Raw genomic sequence first — 17,911 nt, 5'->3', positions numbered from 1 at the left:
GGCCCGCTCATCCGGCGGCATCGACCAGGCGCGTGCCGGCCCAGGCGTCGTGCCAGAACTGGCGCTGCGGGTGCAGCAGGCTCAGAAGGGCCCAGAACGCGACCCAGCCGAAGAGGGCGGCCGTGACCGGCTTCCAGTCCGCCAGGTGCCGGTGGGCGAAGAATGCGATGGGCGGAAGGACCCAGACGGTGCACAGGAGGTAGCGCCACCAGGCGCGCGCCAGCGTGAGCGGCTGGCCCTGGCGGTCCACGATCCGGATCCGCCAGGTCTGCATCGGGAGGGTGCGGCCCTTGGTCCAGCACCAGGTGAAATAGCCGCCCAGCACGAGCGCGATCACCACGCCGAGGGCCTCGCGCCCGGACAGCGCGTGCCGCATCTGCGTGAGGACGGAGAAGACGAAGGCGGTGGCCAGCGCGATCCCGAAGGCCAGGAAGGCATCGTAGAACAGGCAGGCGAGGCGCCGCGCGAGGCCGGGCGCGGCCAGGGGAAGCGAGGGGCTCAAGGCTGGACCGGCGCTAGCGGCTGCGGCAGCAGGGTGGTGGTGTTGATCTGGCCGGGCACGACCGCGATCTTCGCGCTGCCGTTATCCGCCTTCTTCGGCTTGGGGACGTGCGCCAGCTTCTGCTGCGGCACCGGCTTCTCCGCCACGGCGGTGGGCGGCGGCGCCGGCTTGGCCGCCGCCGCGCCGGCCGCGAGCTTGCGCTTTTCTTCCGGCGACAGGTTCTGGTAGGCCTCCCACTTGGCGCGCTTGTCGTCCGGGCTGAGCTTCTGGCTTTCGGCGAAGTTCAGGCGGGCCTGGGTGCGCTGCTGGGGCGACAGGGCCGCCCATTCCGCCATCCGGCTGTGCAGGCGGGCCTGCTCGCCGGGCGGCATGGTGGGGTAGTTCTGCGACAGCGCCAGCCACTTGCGCTTGTGCGCCTCGCTCAGGACGCGCCAGGTGCCGGACAGCGGCGCCAGCGATTGCTGCTGCTGGGGCGTCAGTTCGGCCCAGGTGGGGCTGGATTCCGGGCGGGGCGCCGGGGCGTTGCGCACCTGCGCGGGGCGGATCGGCGCCCGCGTGGAGACCGAGGGCTTGTTGTTCTGGGCGAGCGCGGCCGCCGACGGCGCGGCCACCGACGGCGTGGCGGGCGCGGCCGGCACCGGGGCCGGCGCAGCCACGGCGGGATTGGGCGGGGGCGGGACCCCTTCGGCCGCCACGGCGCCCAGCACCACGCCGGCGGCGAGGAGGCCGCAGGCGAGGGCGAATTGCGGGCGGGCGCGGGCGCTCATGGTCCGGGCAGGTTACTCGCCGCGCCCGGATTTCAGGAACTGCACGAATCCCGGATCGGCGTAGGCCGCGGGCGGAAGATCGTCCGTCAGCAGGGCGGCGTCGACCTCGGCCAGTTCACTGGCGCGGCGTTCCGTCTGGAAGGTGTGGAGCAGGACGAGGCCGGCCGCCAGCAGCACGATCGGCAGGACGGAGGCGATGCGATGCAGCCAGCTGCGTTCGAGGGCCAGCGACGCGGACGGGCCGCGGCCGACCACGACCGGCGCGACGGCCGGCTTCCTGCGGGCTTCGACGGCGCGCACGCGCACGGCCCGCAGACGTTCACGGACCTCGTACGGCAGCTCCTCGGAGCCGGCCGACAGGCGCATGGCGACCGCGCGGCCGAACTGGTCTGCCTGGCGTTGGGCGAGCAGTGAGTCCGTGTTGGTCATAGTTGAATTCCCTTTGCCTTCAGTGCTTTGCTGAGGGCCGCTACCGCCCGGGAGCAGTGCGTCTTGACACTGCCTTCCGAGCAGCCCATGGCTGCAGCGGTTTCTGCAACATCCATGTCCTCCCAGTAACGCATCAAGAAGGCTTCGCGTTGACGGGCGGGCAGCTCCAGAATCTCCGTTTCGATTTCACGCAAGATCTGGGCCCGTCGCGTGGCGTCTTCCGCGCTCTCCACCTGCTGGGATGGGTCCGAAGCGGTATAAGTTTCCAGCAGGTCGAATTCCCCCTCGTCGGAGGCGGACTCGAAGTCGCTCAGGTTGGAGAACAGGGCGTTGCGCGTCTTCTGCCGTCGGAACCAGTCGAGGGTGCAGTTCGACAGGATCCGCTGAAACAGCATGGGCAGTTCGGCGGCCGGTTTGTCGCCGTAGTGCTCCGCCAGCTTCATCATGCTGTCCTGCACGATGTCCAGCGCGGCTTCCTCGTCACGCACGTGGTAGACGCTGCGCTTGAAGGCGCGTCGTTCCACGCTCTGCAGGAAGTCCGAGAGTTCGCGTTCGGTGGCCAAGGAGTCCGGGGGGCGGCGGTGGAGCTTCGGGTTATATGTGGCGCCCAGGCCGCAGGTGCGGCTGGGCAGTCGGAAATTATGGCACCGCCGCGGAGGGGGTCTGGGCGCTCTTCTGTTGCAGTGCGATAATGGCGCGGCAAGTCAAAAGGCAAACGAGTCCTGGTCCGGCGGTGCGACGCGCCCGCCCATGGCCTGGTGCTCTAAGTCCCGACGCAGCTTCACGAGAGCGGGCGAAGGGGCACCCCAAGGTTCGTAGTTCGAAACCCGAAAGGTTGATCATGGAAATCACGAAGACGGAGCTCAGCTCCGCGGCGGCCGCCCAGGCCGGCCAGACCCAGGACCTCCGCGGCGCCGAAATCCTCGTCAAGTGCCTCCAGGCCGAGAACGTCAAGTACGTCTGGGGCTACCCCGGCGGCGCGGTGCTGCACATCTACGACGCGTTCTACAAGCAGGACACGATCCAGCACGTGCTGGTGCGCCACGAGCAGGCCGCGGTGCACGCCGCCGACGGCTACGCCCGCGCGACCGGCGACGTCGGCGTGGCGCTGGTGACCTCCGGTCCGGGCGTGACCAACGCCGTGACCGGCATCGCCACCGCCTACATGGATTCGATCCCGATGGTGATCGTCACCGGGCAGGTCCCCACGGCCGCGATCGGCATGGACGCCTTCCAGGAATGCGACACGGTCGGCATCACCCGCCCCATCGTCAAGCACAACTTCCTGGTGAAGGACGTGCGCGACCTGGCGGAAGTGCTCAAGAAGGCCTTCCACATCGCCCGCAGCGGCCGTCCCGGCCCGGTGGTGGTGGACATCCCCAAGGATGTGTCCTTCAACAAGACGGCGTACACCGGCTATCCGGACAAGGTCGAGATGCGCTCGTACAAGCCGGTCCACAAGGGCCACAGCGGCCAGATCCGCAAGGCGGTGCAGCTGCTGATGGCCGCCAAGCGTCCCTACATCTACACCGGCGGCGGTGTGGTCCTGGGCAACGCCACCGAGGAACTGCGCGCGCTGGTCAGCCTGCTCGGCTACCCCGTCACGAACACGCTGATGGGGCTGGGCGCCATGCCCGGCACCGACCCGAAGTTCCTCGGCATGCTGGGCATGCACGGCACCTTCGAGGCCAACAACGCGATGCAGAACTGCGACGTGCTGCTGGCCGTGGGCGCGCGGTTCGACGACCGCGTGATCGGCAACCCGAAGCACTTCGCGGCGCACGAGCGCAAGATCATCCACATCGACGTGGACCCGTCGAGCATCTCCAAGCGCGTGCGCGTGGACATCCCGATCGTCGGCGACGTCAAGGAAGTGCTGAACGAGCTGATCTCGCAGATCAAGGAGTCGGGCGCGAAGCCGGACGCCTCCGCGCTGGGCGGCTGGTGGGAGACCATCGAGGGCTGGCGCAAGCGCGACTGCCTGCGCTACGACCGCGGCAACCGCGACGTGATCAAGCCGCAGCACGTGATCGAGACGCTGTGGAACATGACGAAGGACGTGGAGACCTACATCACGTCCGACGTGGGCCAGCACCAGATGTGGGCCGCGCAGTTCTACAAGTTCCCGCAGCCGCGCCGCTGGATCAACTCCGGCGGCCTGGGCACCATGGGCGTGGGCATCCCGTACGCCATGGGCATCAAGCTGGCGAAGCCGGAGTCCGAGGTGTACTGCATCACGGGCGAGGGTTCGGTGCAGATGTGCATCCAGGAACTCTCGACCTGCCTGCAATACAACACGCCGATCAAGATCGTCTCGCTGAACAACCGCTACCTCGGCATGGTGCGGCAGTGGCAGCAGCTCGACTACGAAGGCCGCTACTCGCACAGCTACATGGACGCGCTGCCCAATTTCGTGAAGCTGGCCGAGGCCTATGGCCACGTCGGCATGCTGATCGAACGCCCGCAGGACGTGGAGCCGGCGCTGCGCGAAGCGCGCAAGCTGAAGGACCGCACCGTGTTCATGGACTTCCGCACCGACCCGACGGAAAACGTCTGGCCGATGGTGAAGGCGGGGCAGGGCATCACCGAGATGCTGCTCGGTTCCGAAGACCTTTAAACAAGACAGCCGAACGCAGAGGACGCAAAGGAATCGCAGAAGACGCAGAAAAGGCAAAGAGAAGATTTTTGAAGGTTTTTTCTGCGTCCTCTGCGTAATCTCTGCGCCCCTGCGTTCGGTATTCGGTTTTTCACCAACCCGAAGACGAATCTATTGCCCGCCGAGCCCGCTGCTTACCGGCAGCGGGGGAGGGCGGCGAAAAGAGGAATCAGACATGAAGCACATCATTGCCGTGCTGCTCGAGAACGAGCCCGGCGCCCTGTCCCGCGTGGTGGCCCTGTTTTCGGCCCGCGGCTACAACATCGAATCGCTCACCGTGGCGCCGACGGAAGACCCGTCGCTGTCGCGCATGACGATCCAGACCACCGGCTCCGACGACGTGATCGAGCAGATCACCAAGCACCTGAACCGCCTCATCGAGGTGGTGAAGGTGGTCGACCTCACCGAGGGCAGCTACACCGAGCGCGAGCTCATGATGGTGAAGGTGCGCGCGGTGGGCAAGGAACGCGAGGAGATGAAGCGCATGGCGGACATCTTCCGCGGCCGCGTCATCGACGTCACCGACAAGAGCTACACCATCGAGCTCACCGGCGATCAGTCCAAGAACGACGCCTTCCTGCAGGCCATCGACCGCGGCGCCATCCTGGAGACGGTGCGCACCGGCGCCAGCGGCATCGGCCGCGGCGAGCGCATTCTGCGCGTCTGAGCCCCGAGCCATTTCATCACCCCCACAAGATTCACCTGGAGAGACCATGAAGGTTTATTACGACAAGGACTGTGACCTGAGCCTGATCAAGGGCAAGACGGTTGCCATCATCGGCTACGGCTCGCAAGGCCACGCGCATGCGCAGAACCTGAACGACAGCGGCGTCAAGGTCATCGTGGGCCTGCGCAAGGGCGGCGCCAGCTGGCCCAAGGTGGAGAAGGCCGGCCTGAAGGTCGCCGAAGTGGGCGAGGCCGTGAAGTCCGCCGACGTCGTGATGATCCTGCTGCCCGACGAGCAGATCGCCACCGTGTACAAGAACGACGTCGAGCCGAATATCAAGCAGGGCGCCTCGCTGGCGTTCGCCCACGGCTTCAACGTGCATTACGGCCAGGTCGTGCCGCGTGCCGACCTCGACGTGTGGATGGTCGCGCCCAAGGCCCCGGGCCACACCGTGCGCAACACCTACACCCAGGGCGGCGGCGTGCCCCACCTGGTGGCCGTGCATGCCGACAAGTCGGGCCGCGCGCGCGACCTGGCGCTGTCCTACGCCATGGCCAACGGCGGCGGCAAGGCCGGCATCATCGAGACCAACTTCCGCGAGGAGACCGAGACCGACCTGTTCGGCGAGCAGGCCGTGCTGTGCGGCGGCACCGTGGAACTGATCAAGGCCGGCTACGAGACGCTGGTGGAAGCCGGCTACGCGCCCGAGATGGCCTACTTCGAGTGCCTGCACGAGCTGAAGCTGATCGTGGACCTGATCTACGAAGGCGGCATCGCGAACATGAACTACTCGATCTCCAACAACGCGGAGTACGGCGAGTACGTCACGGGCCCGCGCGTCATCACCGACGAGACCAAGCAGGTCATGAAGAAGGTGCTGAAGGACATCCAGACCGGCGAATACGCCAAGAGCTTCATCCTGGAAAACCGCGCCGGTGCCCCGACCCTGCAGTCGCGCCGCCGCCTGAACGCCGAGCACTCCATCGAGGTGGTGGGCGAGCAGCTGCGCGCGATGATGCCCTGGATCAAGAAGAACAAGCTGGTGGACCAGAGCCGCAACTAAGCAGCCGTCACCCCCGCGCAGGCGGGGGGCCCGGGAAGGCCGCCCTCGGGCGGCCTTCGTCATGGAAGGGGTGTACTTGGACCCGCGGTCTCCCTAGACTGCGTGCATGGCGGATAACCCCAAGGTTCGGGACCTGTACGAGACCTACCCCTTTCCCGCGCGCACGCCCGCTGCCGAAAAGCCGGGCAGCCTGCCGCTCACGCGCACGGACATCCTGGGCAAGGTCAATCACCACGCATTCGGCGGGCGACGCGACTTCTCGCGGGGCTTCAGGGCCCTGGTCGCCGGCGGCGGCACCGGTGACTCGCCGATCTTCCTGGCCGCGCAGCTGCGCGACACCGATGCGGAGATCGTCTGCGTCGACATCAGCGAGGCGAGCCTGGCCGTCGCCCGGCAACGCGCGCGGGCGCGCGGCCTGGAAGACCGCATCCGCTGGATCCATGCCTCGCTGGTGGATGCGCCGCGATTGGGCCTGGGCGAGTTCGACTACGTCAGCTGCCTGGGCGTGCTGCACCACCTGGCGGATCCCGATGCAGGGCTGCGCGCCCTGACGCAAGTCCTGGCGGAAGACGGCGCCATGGGCTTGATGGTCTATGGGCGCTACGGACGCGCGGATGTCTACGCCATGCAGGACCTGATGCGGCTGGTCAACCGCGACGAACCGGACCTGCACGCCCAGGTTGCGAACTTCAAGGACTCGCTGCGCGCCCTGTCTCCTTCCCACCTCATGCTGCGAGGGCGCAGTCCCGAGGTGATCGGATCGATGGTCGGGGACGATGCGAACATCGTCGACACCTTCCTGCATGCGCAGGATCGCGCGTACACCGTGCCGGAGCTGTACCGGTTCGTCGAGGGCGCGGGGCTGTCCATCGTCAACTTCACCAACTTCTTCCGGACCCTGCGCCTGGAATACGAGCCCGAGGTGTATTTCGGCGGGGCGCCATTGAACACGAGGCTCTCCGCCCGAGCGACGCCCGAGCGGCAGGCGATCGGCGAACTGCTCCACGGGCACATGTACGTGCACGGACTCTATGCCGCGCGTCCGGGCCGCGCGGCGGCCAGCTTCCTCGATCCGGACATGGTGCCTTTCTTCCTGACGGGCGCCGCGGCGGAAGCCTCGCAGCAGCTGGTCGCGCAGGGCGCCGGGGAGGTGCCGCTGTCCAGTCGCCGTCCCTTCAGCCTGGCCCCCTCGACGGGCGCCCTGGCGTGCCTCTCCCGCGTGAATTCGGCGCGGACCCTGGCCGAGATCTGGGGCGATGCCGCACGCGCGCTGCATGTCCCGGCGCAGGAGCTTGCCGCGTCGGCCGCGCCGGACCTGGAGCGCTTCAACGCCCTCAACTGGGTGTGCCTGCGGCACAAGGACACTCCGCCGCCGCCCATGCTGGCGTATCCGTTTCGCGGCGACGCCGCTGCCCTGGCGCTGCCGGGTGCCGCGGCCGGGGCGGGCTCCTAGTCCGCCCGCACGGGCGTTGTCCCCGGAGGCGGCCACGGCGCGAAGGGCGCGTTGTATTTCCCCCCCACCGCCCGCCGTACACTCCCTCCCATGCACGACGGACACGAAGACGAGCTAGCGACCGAAGGGGTGGTGGTGCGCAAGCGGCGCAAGGGCATCTACATCCTGCCCAACCTCTTCACGCTCGCGGCCCTGTTCGGCGGCTTCTACGCCATCGTGATGGCCATGAACGGCCGCTTCGACCTGGCGGCCGCCGGCGTGTTCTGCGCCATGGTGCTGGACAGCCTCGACGGCCGCGTGGCCCGCATGACCAACACGCAGAGCGCCTTCGGCGAGCAGATGGACTCGCTCTCCGACATGGTCTCCTTCGGCGCCGCCCCGGCGCTGATCGCCTACGAGTGGGCCCTGAGGGGCCTGGGCCGCTGGGGCTGGATCGCCGCCTTCGTCTACTGCGCCTGCGCCGCCCTGCGGCTCGCCCGCTTCAACGTCAACACGGCCGTGGTCGACAAGCGCTACTTCCAGGGCCTGCCGTCGCCGGCCGCCGCCGCGCTGGTCACCGGCTTCATCTGGCTCATGACCGAGTACGGCGTGAAGGGCTTCGATGCCGCCTGGATCATGTTCGGCGTGGCGCTGTACGCGGGGCTCACCATGGTGACTAACGTCCCCTTCTACAGCTTCAAGGACATCCAGATGAAGAAGAGCGTGCCCTTCGCGGTGATCGTGCTGATCGCCCTGGGCATCGCCGTCATCAACATCTATCCGCCCGCGGTGCTGTTCGGCGTGTTCATCGTCTACGGCCTCTCCGGCTACGCCATGTACTTCTGGCGCAAGGCCCGCGGCGAGCGCGCGAGCGTGATCAGCACCTCCACCGACGAGCCGGAAGAGAGCGGATTGCACCGGTAGAAAACCCTGATGGGGCCTGCGCGAGGTCCTGTGCTAAAGTCGAGAACATGAACCGTATCGCGCTGGCCCTACTACTCATCCCCCACGGGCGGAGACGGTAGCGCGCACGCGTATTCCCGGACTGACGGCCCGTATGCACCAGCAGCGGGCCGTTTTTCATTGGGGCTGCTGGTTCCACGAAACCACGAAGCGAGAACACCGATGCCCATGCTGAAGAACCCCGCGAGCAAGTACCGCCCCTTCGCCCCCGTGCGCCTGGCCGACCGCACCTGGCCCGACGCGGTGCTGGCGAAGCCCCCCGTGTGGTGCAGCGTGGACCTGCGCGACGGCAACCAGGCGCTGATCGAACCCATGGACATCCCGCGCAAGCTGCGCATGTTCGAGGCCCTGGTGGCGATCGGCTTCAAGGAGATCGAGGTCGGCTTCCCCTCGGCCTCGCAGGTGGAATGGGACTTCGTGCGCAGGCTGATCGAGGACGACCTGATCCCGGACGACGTCACGATCCAGGTGCTGACGCAGGCCCGCGAGCCGCTCATTCGCCGCACCTTCGAGTCGCTCAAGGGCGCGCGCCGCGCCATCGTCCACCTGTACAACGCCACCGCGCCGGTGATGCGCAAGGTGGTCCTGGGGCTGGACGAGGACGGCATCGTCGATCTCGCCACCTCCCAGGCGAAGCTGTTCAGGGAACTGGCCGCGCAGCAGCCCGAAACCGACTGGGTGTTCCAGTACTCGCCCGAGATGTTCTCCGGCACCGAGCTCGCCTTCGCCAAGCGGGTCGTCGATGCGGTCACCGGGGTGTGGCAACCGACGCCGGCGCGCAAGTGCATCGTCAACCTGCCTTCCACCGTGGAGCACTCCACGCCCAACATCTTCGCCGACATGATCGAGTGGATGCACCGCCACCTGGCGCGGCGCGACGCCATCGTGCTCTCGGTGCACCCGCACAACGACCGCGGCACCGGCACCGCCGCCGGCGAATTCGCCGTGATGGCCGGCGCGGACCGCCTCGAAGGCTGCCTGTTCGGCAACGGCGAGCGCACCGGCAACCTGGACCTCGTGAACGTGGCGCTGAACCTGTACAGCCAGGGCGTCGACCCGGGCCTGGATTTCTCGGACATCGACGAGATCCGCCGCACCGTGGAGCACTGCAACCAGCTGCCGGTGCATCCGCGCCATCCCTATGTGGGCGACCTGGTCTACACCTCCTTCTCCGGTTCGCACCAGGACGCGATCAAGAAGGCCTTCTCCGCGCGCAGGGAGGGCGACCTCTGGGACATGCCCTACCTGCCGATCGACCCCAAGGACCTGGGCCGCAGCTACGAGGCCGTGATCCGCGTCAACAGCCAGTCCGGCAAGGGCGGCATCTCCTACCTGCTGGAGGCCGAGTACGGGCTGGAGCTGCCGCGCCGCCTGCAGATCGAGTTCAGCCAGGTGGTGCAGGGCGTGATGGACGCCAGCGGCAAGGAGCTGTCGGCGCAGGACCTGTGGACCCTGTTCGGCAACGAGTACCGCATCGGCCGCGCCACGGTGGCGCACCAGGTGCTGGAGTCGGGCGCGCCGGGCGAGTTGGTCACGCTGGAAGCGCAAGTGCGCATGGGCGGCGGCCGTACGCTCAGCGTCACCGGCGCCGGCAACGGGCCGATCGACGCCTTCGTCGAAGGGCTGAGCCAGGCCTTGGGCGAACCCCTGCGCGTGCTGGACTACCATGAGCATGCGATCGCCTCGGGCGCCGACGCGCGGGCCGTGGCCTACCTGGAGCTGCGGGTGGGCGAGCGGACGCTGTTCGGCGTGGGCATGGACGGCAACATCGTCTCGGCCTCGCTGAAGGCGATCGTCTCGGGCCTGCAGCGCGCCGGCCTCGCGACCGAACAAGAGGAATCCACATGGCAGACCAACTGATCATCTTCGACACGACGCTGCGCGATGGCGAGCAATCGCCCGGCGCCTCCATGACCAAGGACGAGAAGCTGCGCATCGCGCGCCAGCTCGAGCGCCTGCGCGTGGACGTGATCGAGGCCGGCTTCGCCGCCAGCTCCAACGGCGACTTCGAGGCCGTGCAGGCCATCGCCAACGCGATCAGGGAGTCGACCATCTGCTCGCTGTCGCGCGCCAACGACCGCGACATATCGCGCGCCGCGGAGGCGCTCAAGGGCGCGGCCCGCGCCCGCATCCATACCTTCATCGCGACCTCGCCGCTGCACATGGAGAAGAAGCTGCGGATGACGCCCGACCAGGTGCTGGAGCAGGCGAAGCAGTCGGTGCGTTTCGCGCGCAACCTCTGCGCCGACGTCGAGTTCTCGCCCGAGGATGGCTACCGCAGCGACATCGATTTCCTGTGCCGCGTCCTGGAGACCGTGATCCGGGAGGGGGCCACCACGATCAACGTGCCCGATACCGTGGGCTACGCGGTGCCGGAGCTGTACGGCAGCTTCCTGAAGCAGCTGCGCGAACGCATCCCGAACTCGGACAAGGCCGTCTGGTCGGTGCACTGCCACAACGACCTGGGCATGGCGGTGGCGAACTCGCTGGCCGGGGTGAAGATCGGCGGCGCGCGCCAGGTCGAGTGCACGATCAACGGCCTGGGCGAGCGGGCCGGCAACTGCTCGCTGGAAGAGATCGTGATGGCCGTGAAGACCCGCAAGGACTACTTCGGCCTCGAGGTCAACATCGACACCCAGCACATCGTGCCCGCCAGCCGCATGGTCAGCCAGACCACCGGCTTCGTGGTGCAGCCGAACAAGGCGGTCGTGGGCGCCAATGCCTTCGCCCACGCCAGCGGCATCCACCAGGACGGCGTGCTGAAGGCGCGCGACACCTACGAGATCATGCGGGCCGAGGACGTGGGCTGGACGGCCAACAAGATCGTGCTGGGCAAGCTCTCGGGCCGCAACGCCTTCAAGGCGCGCCTGCAGGAACTGGGCGTGCAGCTCGAAAGCGAGGCCGACATCAACACGGCCTTCGCCAAGTTCAAGGAACTGGCCGACCGCAAGAGCGAGATCTTCGACGAGGACATCCTCGCGCTGGTGAGCGACGAGTCGGTGACGCACGAGCAGGAGACCTACCGCCTGGTCTCCCTGCGCCAGCACAGCGAGACCGGCGAGCGGCCGCACGCCGAGGTCGTGTTCACGGTCGACGGCAGGGAGGTGCGCGGCGAATCCGACGGCAACGGCCCGGTGGATGCCTCGCTGAAGGCGATCGAGAGCCACGTGAAGAGCGGCGCCGAGATGGTGCTCTATTCGGTCAATGCCATCAGCGGATCGACGGAAAGCCAGGGCGAGGTCACGGTGCGGCTGCAGAACTCCGGCCGCATCGTCAACGGCGTCGGCGCGGACCCGGACATCGTGGTCGCCTCGGCCAAGGCCTACCTGAGCGCGCTGAACAAGTTGTCCAGCAAGGTCGACAAGGTCCCGGCGCAGGGCGGCGGGCCGCTATAGCCGAATCGGCTGGTCGGGTAAAGGCCGTGGCCTTGGGCCACGGCCTTTCTTTTTGCGCGATCGCAACCGCCGGGGACCGAAACGCGACCGTCCAGCTCCGGGAAATCCCCCACGGCCGAGCTTTACCATTAGGTTACCTTCCTAAGTCATTGATTTTTGTAACGTTTGCCACAACGAGCCCGCTGCAGAAGTACACTCTCGTACCTGCGGTGTCAGTTGTTTCCTACACCCGAGACGTCGTTGCCGGAGTACCGATCTTGAAGCGCTTCCTACATGCCATTGCCCTGAGTGTCCTGGCCCTGTCGCTCGCACCCGCGGCGGTGCAAGCGACTCCCCAGAAGCGTGTGGTCAAGAAGGAAGCTTCGGTGAGCGTGGTGAAGCGCGCGCGGGTGACCAAGACCTACGCCGTCGGTCGCCAGACCCTGGTGGCCAGGCAGTCCCGTTCCATCGTGCGCCTGGCGCCTTCGAAGCCGTCCTTCGGCCAGATGGCCGGCCTGCACTCCACCCAGGACGAACTCGACCTGCGTTCCAGCGTCGCCCTGGTGATCGACCAGGACACGCGTGAGGTGCTCCTGAGCAAGAACGATTCCGCCGTGCTGCCGATCGCCTCGATCACCAAGCTGATGACGGGCCTGGTCGTCAGCGAGGCCAAGCTGCCGATGGACGAAGCCATCACCATCAGCCAGGAAGACGTCGACACCGAGAAGTTCACCGGCTCGCGCCTGCGGGTGGGCGCCACGCTCAGTCGCAGCGAGCTGATGCACCTGGCCCTGATGTCCAGCGAAAACCGCGCCGCGCACGCGCTGGGCCGCACCTATCCGGGCGGCTTGAACGCCTTCGTCGAGGCGATGAACCAGCGCGCCAAGCTGCTGGGGATGAACGACACGCGCTACGTCGAGCCCACGGGCTTGTCCAGCCGCAACCAGTCGAGCGCCCAGGACCTGGCGCGCCTGGTGGCCTTCGCCTCCAACGACCCGATCCTGCGCGAGTTCTCCACTTCGGCGGAACGCCAGGTGGAAGTCGGCAACCGCACGATGCAGTTCCACACCACCAACCGCCTGGTGAAGAACCCGGCCTGGGAGATCGACCTGCAGAAGACCGGCTACATCTCCGAGGCGGGGCAGTGCCTGGTGATGCAGGCGAAGGTCGCCGGCCGCAAGCTGATCATGGTGTTCCTGGATTCCGCCGGCAAGCTGAGCCGGATCGCGGACGCCGAGCGGGTGCGCAAGTGGGTCGAGACGCACTCGCCGAGCGGCGTGCCGCTGCCCACGGGAAACACGCTGATCCGGCAGGTGAACGGCTAACCACGCTCGAAAACCCGACAGCCGAACGCAGAGGGCGCAAAGGACACGCAAAAGACGCAGAAGACATCCTCAGGAATTGAGGGTTTTCTGCGTCCTCTGCGTATCCTTTGCGCCCTCTGCGTTCGGCTGTCTTGTTTCCCTCTTACGCCGCCATTCGCTGCGTCGGCGGCTTGTAGCCCAGGGCCGCCGAGATCTCCTGCGCGGTCGACTGCAGCTTGCCCAGCCAGCTCTCGTCCAGGCGGTCGGCCGGGGCGGAGATCGACAGGCCCGCCACCAGGCGCGCCTGGTCGTCGTAGATGCCGGCGGCCATGCAGCGCACGCCCAGCTCGAGTTCCTCGTTGTCCCGCGCGATGCCGTACTGGCGCGCCTTGGCCAGTTCCCGCTCCAGCACCGGGAGCTGGGTGATGCTGTTCTTGGTGTGCCCTGCCAGGCCGGTGCGGGTGGCGTAGGCGCGCACGCGCTGCGGGTCGTCCACGGCCAGGAACAGCTTGCCGGTGGAGGTGAGGTGCAGCGGGGCCCGGCCGCCGATGGCGCGGACCACCTGCATGCCGGAGCGCTCGCTGTAGGCGCGCTCCACGTAGACGATCTCGTCGCCCTGGCGCACGCTCAGGTTCACCGGCTGCTGGATCTGCTTGTGCAGTTCGCGCATGGGCGTCAGGGCCGCGTCGCGCACGTTCAGGCGCGCCTTGACCAGGTTGCCCAGCTCCAGCAGGCGCATGCCCAGCCGATAGCTGCCCGCTTCCGGCCGGTCCACGAAGCGGCCGGTCGCCAGGTCGTTCAGGATGCGGTGCGTGGTCGACGGGTGCAGGCCCGTCTTCTCGCTGATTTCCTTGAGGGAGATGGCTTCTTCCCGCGAGGCGAGCACGTCGATCAGCGCGAACATGCGCTCGATGACCTGGATGGTCGGCGTGGCGGGGGCCTGGGCGTCGGTTTTTCTCATTGGGGCTGTAGGTTGCCCCGGCATTTTATCTTGTGAAACCGCAGCCTGTCGCTAGCGGGTCTTGTCGCGGCGCAAAGGAGCGGGCGGGGCGATCGGGCGCAGCGCACCGGCGGTGGCCGGCGAGCCGTCCCCGCGCTTCCACTCGCCTTCCACCAGCACCTCGTGCGGGTGGAAGCGCGACTTGTAGTTCATCTTCGCGCTCTCCTGGATCCAGTAGCCCAGGTAGACGTGCGGCAGGCGCAGGCGCCGCGCCTGGTCGATCTGCCACAGCACGCTGTAGGTGCCGTAGCTGGCGCTCGGGTCGGGGTCGTAGAAGGTGTAGACCGCGGAGATGCCGTCATTCAGCACGTCGAGGATGGACACCATCCGCAGCGCCCCGATGCTGCCGTCCGGCAGCTTCTCGCGGAATTCGACCAGGCGCGAATTGACGCGGCTCTGCAGCAGGAACTGCGTGTACTGGTCGATGCTGTCGTGGTCCATGCCACCGCCCGCGTGGCGGCCGGTCTGGTAGCGCAGGTACAGGTGGTAGTGCTCCGGCACGAAGCACAGCTTCAGCACCCGCGCCTGCAGGCCGGCATGGCGCGTCCACGCGCGGCGCTGGGTGCGGGCCGGCTGGAACTGGTCCACCAGCACGCGCAGCGGCACGCAGGCGCGGCAGCCGTCGCAGTAGGGCCGGTAGGTGAACATGCCGCTGCGGCGGAACCCGCTGGTCACGAGGTCCGAGTAGGCGTCGTTGTGGATCAGGTGGCTGGGCGTGGCCACCTGCGATCGCGCCTGCCGGCCCGGCAGGTAGCTGCACGGATACGGCGCCGTGGCGTAGAACTGCAGCGTCTGGAGCGGGAGGTCCTTGAGGTGCGTCACGCGGGGGTCGGGTGCGGCAAGACTGCGTTCCAGTATACGGGTTCGAAATGCCACGGTGCGCCGCGGCGGCGGGCCTGCACGGACACTTGTTGCACAAATTCCGACCGCGGGATCTCGCGGGCGCCCAGGGACGCGAGATGGCGGGTGTTCTGCTGGCAGTCGATCACGCCCACCTGCGCCTGCCGGCACCAGGCCACCAGCGCACCGAGTGCGATCTTGGACGCATCCGGGACGCGCGTGAACATGGATTCCCCGAAGACCGCGCGCCCGATCACCACGCAGTACAGGCCGCCCGCGAGCTGGCCGTCGATCCAGGTCTCCACGCTGTGGGCGAAGCCGGCGCGGTGGAAGGCCTGGTAGGCCGCCACCATGGCCGGCACGATCCAGGTGCCCGACTGGCCCGGGCGCTGGCTGGAGGCGCAGGCCCGGATCACGGCGTCGAAGTCGCTGTCGAAGCGGATCTCGCAGCGCGGGTCGGCCACGAATTTCGCGACGGTCTTGCGCAGCGAGCGGTGCAGCCTGAACTCGTTCGTGTACAGCACCATGCGCGGGTCGGTGCTCCACCACAGGATCGGCTGGCCCTCGCTGAACCAGGGGAAGATGCCGCGGGCGTACGCGCGCTGCAGACTCTCGACGTCCAGCGCGCCGCCGGCGGCCAGCAGGCCGGGGGCCGGCTGCCGTTGATCCCAAGCCTCGGCCGGGTCGGGGAACGGGTCGCCGGGTTGGAGCCAGGGCAGGTGCATCGTTTTCATCGTGCGCGGGCAGGCTGGAGCCCGATTGTGCCCGTCCCGTCCGACGGCGCGCGACGCCACGCCGACGGGGCCGGTCGCGATCTTCCCGCAGAGGCATGCAGCGGCCGGGAAATGCCCCGTAGGCGGCCTGCCGCCGGGCGTGTCGGACGGCGGCGACTCCTAGCGCGGCTTCAGCCCCGACTACGCGCCGCGAAGGATATTTCCCACAAGGCTCGCGCGGGCATCGTCGGAGCATGCCGTTCGTCGCCGCAAGGAACCGCCATGCGCAACCAGCCCCAAGAAGCACGCGCCGAAAGCATCCAGTTCCTCCTGCCCTGGGGCACGCCCCTGGCGGAGCGGGACGACGGCCTCGGCAGGGCCGTGTTCTGGATGGCCGGGGGCGCGTCGCTGCTGCTCTGGACCGGCGTGGCACTGCTGCTCACCGCCGTCTGACGTCGGCCCCCCGGGCGCGCACGGCGTCACGCGCTGGAAATTCCCACGCGACCGTGCCAAGAACCGGGGACCGTGCAGGCGCGCCTGTGCCACACTCGAGGTCGCCCGCCCCGCCAATGCGCCGCCCACCCGTCCCCGACCCCCACGTGCACCTGCTGCCAGCCGGCCAGCGCTGGGGTTTCGGCGCGCACAGCGTGCTGCCCTACCTGGTGCTCGCGCTGCAGGCGCGTCCGGACGCGCCGGAAGACGCAGCGATCCGCAACCCCGTGTTTCCCCAGATGGAAACCACCTTGCGAAAGCTGCGGCGGCGGCACTGAGCCGGCGTCCCCGTTCGCTCTTCCGTCGATTCCCTAATCTTTCCGCATTACCTGCGGCAAATTGCGCACGCCCTCCGGGGAGTCCCGGAGGCCGGGGCGAACCGGCCACTCGTAACTTCCCGTGATTCCACGAGGAGGTGAGATGAAGCGTGTCGCGTCCGCGGCCATCCTGGCTGCCGTCCTGTCTGCGCCCGCCTGGGCGCAGGCTGTCCAGCCGATCCGCATCGGCCTGATCTTCCCGCTCACCGGCGGCTCGTCCGACATGGGCAACAGCGCGCGCGTCGGCGCGGAGGTCGCCGTGCGCGAGATCAACGAGGTCGGCGGCTACCTGGGCCGGCCGCTCGAGCTGGTGATCCGCGACGACAAGGCCGATCCCGACACGGGCCTGCAGCTCGCGCAGGAACTCGTGCTGAAGGAGAAGGTCACCGCCACCTTCGGCTTCTGCAACACGGGCGTGGCGATGAAGGCGCTCGACGTGTTCCAGGCGAACAAGGCCATCCTGATGGTCACCTGCGCCACCGGCACCGGCATCACGGCGAAGCACCCGCCGGCCGACAGCTACATCTTCCGCACCTCGGCGCGCGACCAGATCCAGACGCAGTTCCTGGTCGACGAGATCGTCAGGCGCGGCCTGACCAGGGTGGCGCTGCTGGTGGACACCAGCGGCTACGGCGACGCCGGCCTGAAGGACCTGGAGGCGGCGCTGGGCCGCGCCAACCTGAAGCCGCACGCCGTCGCGCGCTTCAAGGTCGGCGTGAAGACGCTGGACGAGGAGATGAAGCAGCTCAAGGCGAGCGGCGCCGACGCCCTGATCGGATGGACCGTGGGGCCGGAGGAGGGCGTGATCTCGGCCAGCCGCGTGAACGCGGGCTGGAAGGTGCCGCAGTTCGGGCCTTGGGGCCTTTCCCATGCGTCGGCTTTCGCCACCTCGGGCGGCAAGGTCGACGGGGCGGCGATGGTGCAGACCGTGCTGCCCAACCCTTTCCTCGAGCGCAACAGCTCCTTCCTGCGCGGCTACGCGAAGATCAGCAAGGAGGCGCCGGTCGGCTCGATGATGTCGGCGGCCCAGACCTACGACGCGATCCACCTGCTGCTGCGCGCCATGTTCGACTCCAAGGGAGACCTGGGCAGCGCCGCGCTGAAGAAGGCGCTGGAAAACCCCTCCGGTCCCTACCGCGGCGTGGTGACGGTATACGACCGCCCGTTCTCCCCGGCCGACCACGACGCGATCAGCGCCAACATGCTGTGGCTCGGCACCTGGCGCAACAACGAGCGGGCCTACTACTACAAGGACGACGAGCGCAAGGCCAGCATCATCCGGCGCAAGGAGAAGGCGACGCAGACCGCGGCCAGGTAACCGCGCCGCCCTCGAAGGAAAGGCCCGCGGCGGCGGCCCTTGCCCCTGGTTCGGGCGCATGATCGGCGCACTGT

Annotated in this window: 18 protein-coding genes; 11 read left to right on the top strand and 7 right to left on the bottom strand. The window is 68.0% G+C overall.

Annotated features, from left to right (window positions below; translation table 11 throughout):
- Positions 1-7: 7 nt before the first annotated feature.
- Genes JJ685_RS10895 through JJ685_RS10880 form a run of 4 tightly spaced genes read right to left on the bottom strand, consistent with a single transcriptional unit; the run spans position 8 to position 2,261 of the window.
- Entirely contained in the window at positions 8-502 is a 495-nt protein-coding gene (locus tag JJ685_RS10895; protein ID WP_201674256.1) for an RDD family protein, read from the bottom strand.
- Positions 499-1,269 (bottom strand): DUF3106 domain-containing protein, encoded by a 771-nt coding sequence (locus tag JJ685_RS10890; RefSeq protein ID WP_201674255.1) that lies wholly within the window; start codon positions 1,267-1,269, stop codon positions 499-501. The genes JJ685_RS10895 and JJ685_RS10890 overlap by 4 nt, the downstream gene beginning before the upstream one ends.
- Before the next feature lie 12 nt (positions 1,270-1,281).
- A complete protein-coding gene (locus JJ685_RS10885) occupies positions 1,282-1,698 on the bottom strand; it encodes a DUF3619 family protein (RefSeq protein ID WP_201674254.1) in 417 nt (138 codons plus the stop codon).
- Positions 1,695-2,261 carry an RNA polymerase sigma factor gene (locus JJ685_RS10880; protein ID WP_201674253.1) on the bottom strand — a complete coding sequence of 189 codons (567 nt, stop codon included), beginning with the start codon at positions 2,259-2,261 and terminating at the stop codon, positions 1,695-1,697. Before JJ685_RS10880 ends, JJ685_RS10885 begins: the two co-directional genes overlap by 4 nt.
- Before the next feature lie 278 nt (positions 2,262-2,539).
- On the opposite strand from JJ685_RS10880, the gene JJ685_RS10875 reads away from it, so the two are divergent.
- The 8 genes from JJ685_RS10875 to pbpG all read left to right on the top strand — a co-directional run bounded on the left by JJ685_RS10875 (position 2,540) and on the right by pbpG (position 13,178).
- The gene (locus tag JJ685_RS10875; RefSeq protein ID WP_201674252.1) at positions 2,540-4,315 is read left to right on the top strand and encodes an acetolactate synthase 3 catalytic subunit; all 1,776 of its coding nucleotides are present in this window, start codon (positions 2,540-2,542) and stop codon (positions 4,313-4,315) included.
- A 214-nt stretch (positions 4,316-4,529) separates the two neighbouring features.
- Positions 4,530-5,021 (top strand): acetolactate synthase small subunit, encoded by a 492-nt coding sequence (gene ilvN / locus JJ685_RS10870; RefSeq protein ID WP_201674251.1) that lies wholly within the window; start codon positions 4,530-4,532, stop codon positions 5,019-5,021.
- A gap of 46 nt (positions 5,022-5,067) precedes the next feature.
- The gene (gene ilvC, locus JJ685_RS10865) at positions 5,068-6,084 is read left to right on the top strand and encodes a ketol-acid reductoisomerase (protein WP_201674250.1); all 1,017 of its coding nucleotides are present in this window, start codon (positions 5,068-5,070) and stop codon (positions 6,082-6,084) included.
- Between the two features lie 106 nt (positions 6,085-6,190).
- The gene (locus JJ685_RS10860) at positions 6,191-7,537 is read left to right on the top strand and encodes a class I SAM-dependent methyltransferase (RefSeq protein ID WP_201674249.1); all 1,347 of its coding nucleotides are present in this window, start codon (positions 6,191-6,193) and stop codon (positions 7,535-7,537) included.
- A gap of 90 nt (positions 7,538-7,627) precedes the next feature.
- Positions 7,628-8,440 carry a CDP-diacylglycerol--serine O-phosphatidyltransferase gene (gene pssA / locus JJ685_RS10855; RefSeq protein ID WP_201674248.1) on the top strand — a complete coding sequence of 271 codons (813 nt, stop codon included), beginning with the start codon at positions 7,628-7,630 and terminating at the stop codon, positions 8,438-8,440.
- A 207-nt stretch (positions 8,441-8,647) separates the two neighbouring features.
- The gene (gene leuA / locus JJ685_RS10850; RefSeq protein ID WP_201674247.1) at positions 8,648-10,339 is read left to right on the top strand and encodes a 2-isopropylmalate synthase; all 1,692 of its coding nucleotides are present in this window, start codon (positions 8,648-8,650) and stop codon (positions 10,337-10,339) included.
- A complete protein-coding gene (locus tag JJ685_RS10845) occupies positions 10,324-11,874 on the top strand; it encodes a 2-isopropylmalate synthase (protein WP_201674246.1) in 1,551 nt (516 codons plus the stop codon). Before leuA ends, JJ685_RS10845 begins: the two co-directional genes overlap by 16 nt.
- A gap of 257 nt (positions 11,875-12,131) precedes the next feature.
- Positions 12,132-13,178, top strand: a complete 1,047-nt coding sequence (gene pbpG, locus JJ685_RS10840; protein ID WP_408015465.1) for a D-alanyl-D-alanine endopeptidase — start codon at positions 12,132-12,134, stop codon at positions 13,176-13,178.
- A 142-nt stretch (positions 13,179-13,320) separates the two neighbouring features.
- Here pbpG and JJ685_RS10835 read toward each other — a convergent pair whose 3' ends face one another.
- The 3 genes from JJ685_RS10835 to aat are packed head-to-tail and all read right to left on the bottom strand — an operon-like array spanning position 13,321 to position 15,731.
- Positions 13,321-14,118 (bottom strand): IclR family transcriptional regulator, encoded by a 798-nt coding sequence (locus JJ685_RS10835; protein WP_201674245.1) that lies wholly within the window; start codon positions 14,116-14,118, stop codon positions 13,321-13,323.
- A gap of 51 nt (positions 14,119-14,169) precedes the next feature.
- Entirely contained in the window at positions 14,170-14,979 is an 810-nt protein-coding gene (locus JJ685_RS10830; protein WP_201674244.1) for an arginyltransferase, read from the bottom strand.
- Positions 14,976-15,731 carry a leucyl/phenylalanyl-tRNA--protein transferase gene (gene aat / locus JJ685_RS10825; protein ID WP_201674243.1) on the bottom strand — a complete coding sequence of 252 codons (756 nt, stop codon included), beginning with the start codon at positions 15,729-15,731 and terminating at the stop codon, positions 14,976-14,978. The genes JJ685_RS10830 and aat overlap by 4 nt, the downstream gene beginning before the upstream one ends.
- Before the next feature lie 261 nt (positions 15,732-15,992).
- Here aat and JJ685_RS10820 point away from each other — a divergent pair, with 261 nt between their 5' ends.
- The 3 genes from JJ685_RS10820 (at position 15,993) to JJ685_RS10810 (ending at position 17,837) form a co-directional block, all read left to right on the top strand.
- Positions 15,993-16,163 (top strand): hypothetical protein, encoded by a 171-nt coding sequence (locus JJ685_RS10820; RefSeq protein ID WP_201674242.1) that lies wholly within the window; start codon positions 15,993-15,995, stop codon positions 16,161-16,163.
- Positions 16,164-16,309: 146 nt separating this feature from the next.
- Entirely contained in the window at positions 16,310-16,480 is a 171-nt protein-coding gene (locus tag JJ685_RS10815; RefSeq protein ID WP_201674241.1) for a hypothetical protein, read from the top strand.
- A gap of 142 nt (positions 16,481-16,622) precedes the next feature.
- Positions 16,623-17,837 (top strand): ABC transporter substrate-binding protein, encoded by a 1,215-nt coding sequence (locus tag JJ685_RS10810; protein ID WP_201674240.1) that lies wholly within the window; start codon positions 16,623-16,625, stop codon positions 17,835-17,837.
- The last annotated feature ends 74 nt before the right edge of the window (positions 17,838-17,911 follow it).

It is taken from the genome of Ramlibacter monticola (assembly GCF_016722785.1).
In the GTDB taxonomy this organism is placed as follows: domain Bacteria; phylum Pseudomonadota; class Gammaproteobacteria; order Burkholderiales; family Burkholderiaceae_C; genus Ramlibacter; species Ramlibacter monticola.
Note: the sequence above shows the minus strand (reverse complement) of the source record. Positions and strands in the feature narration are given on the sequence as shown.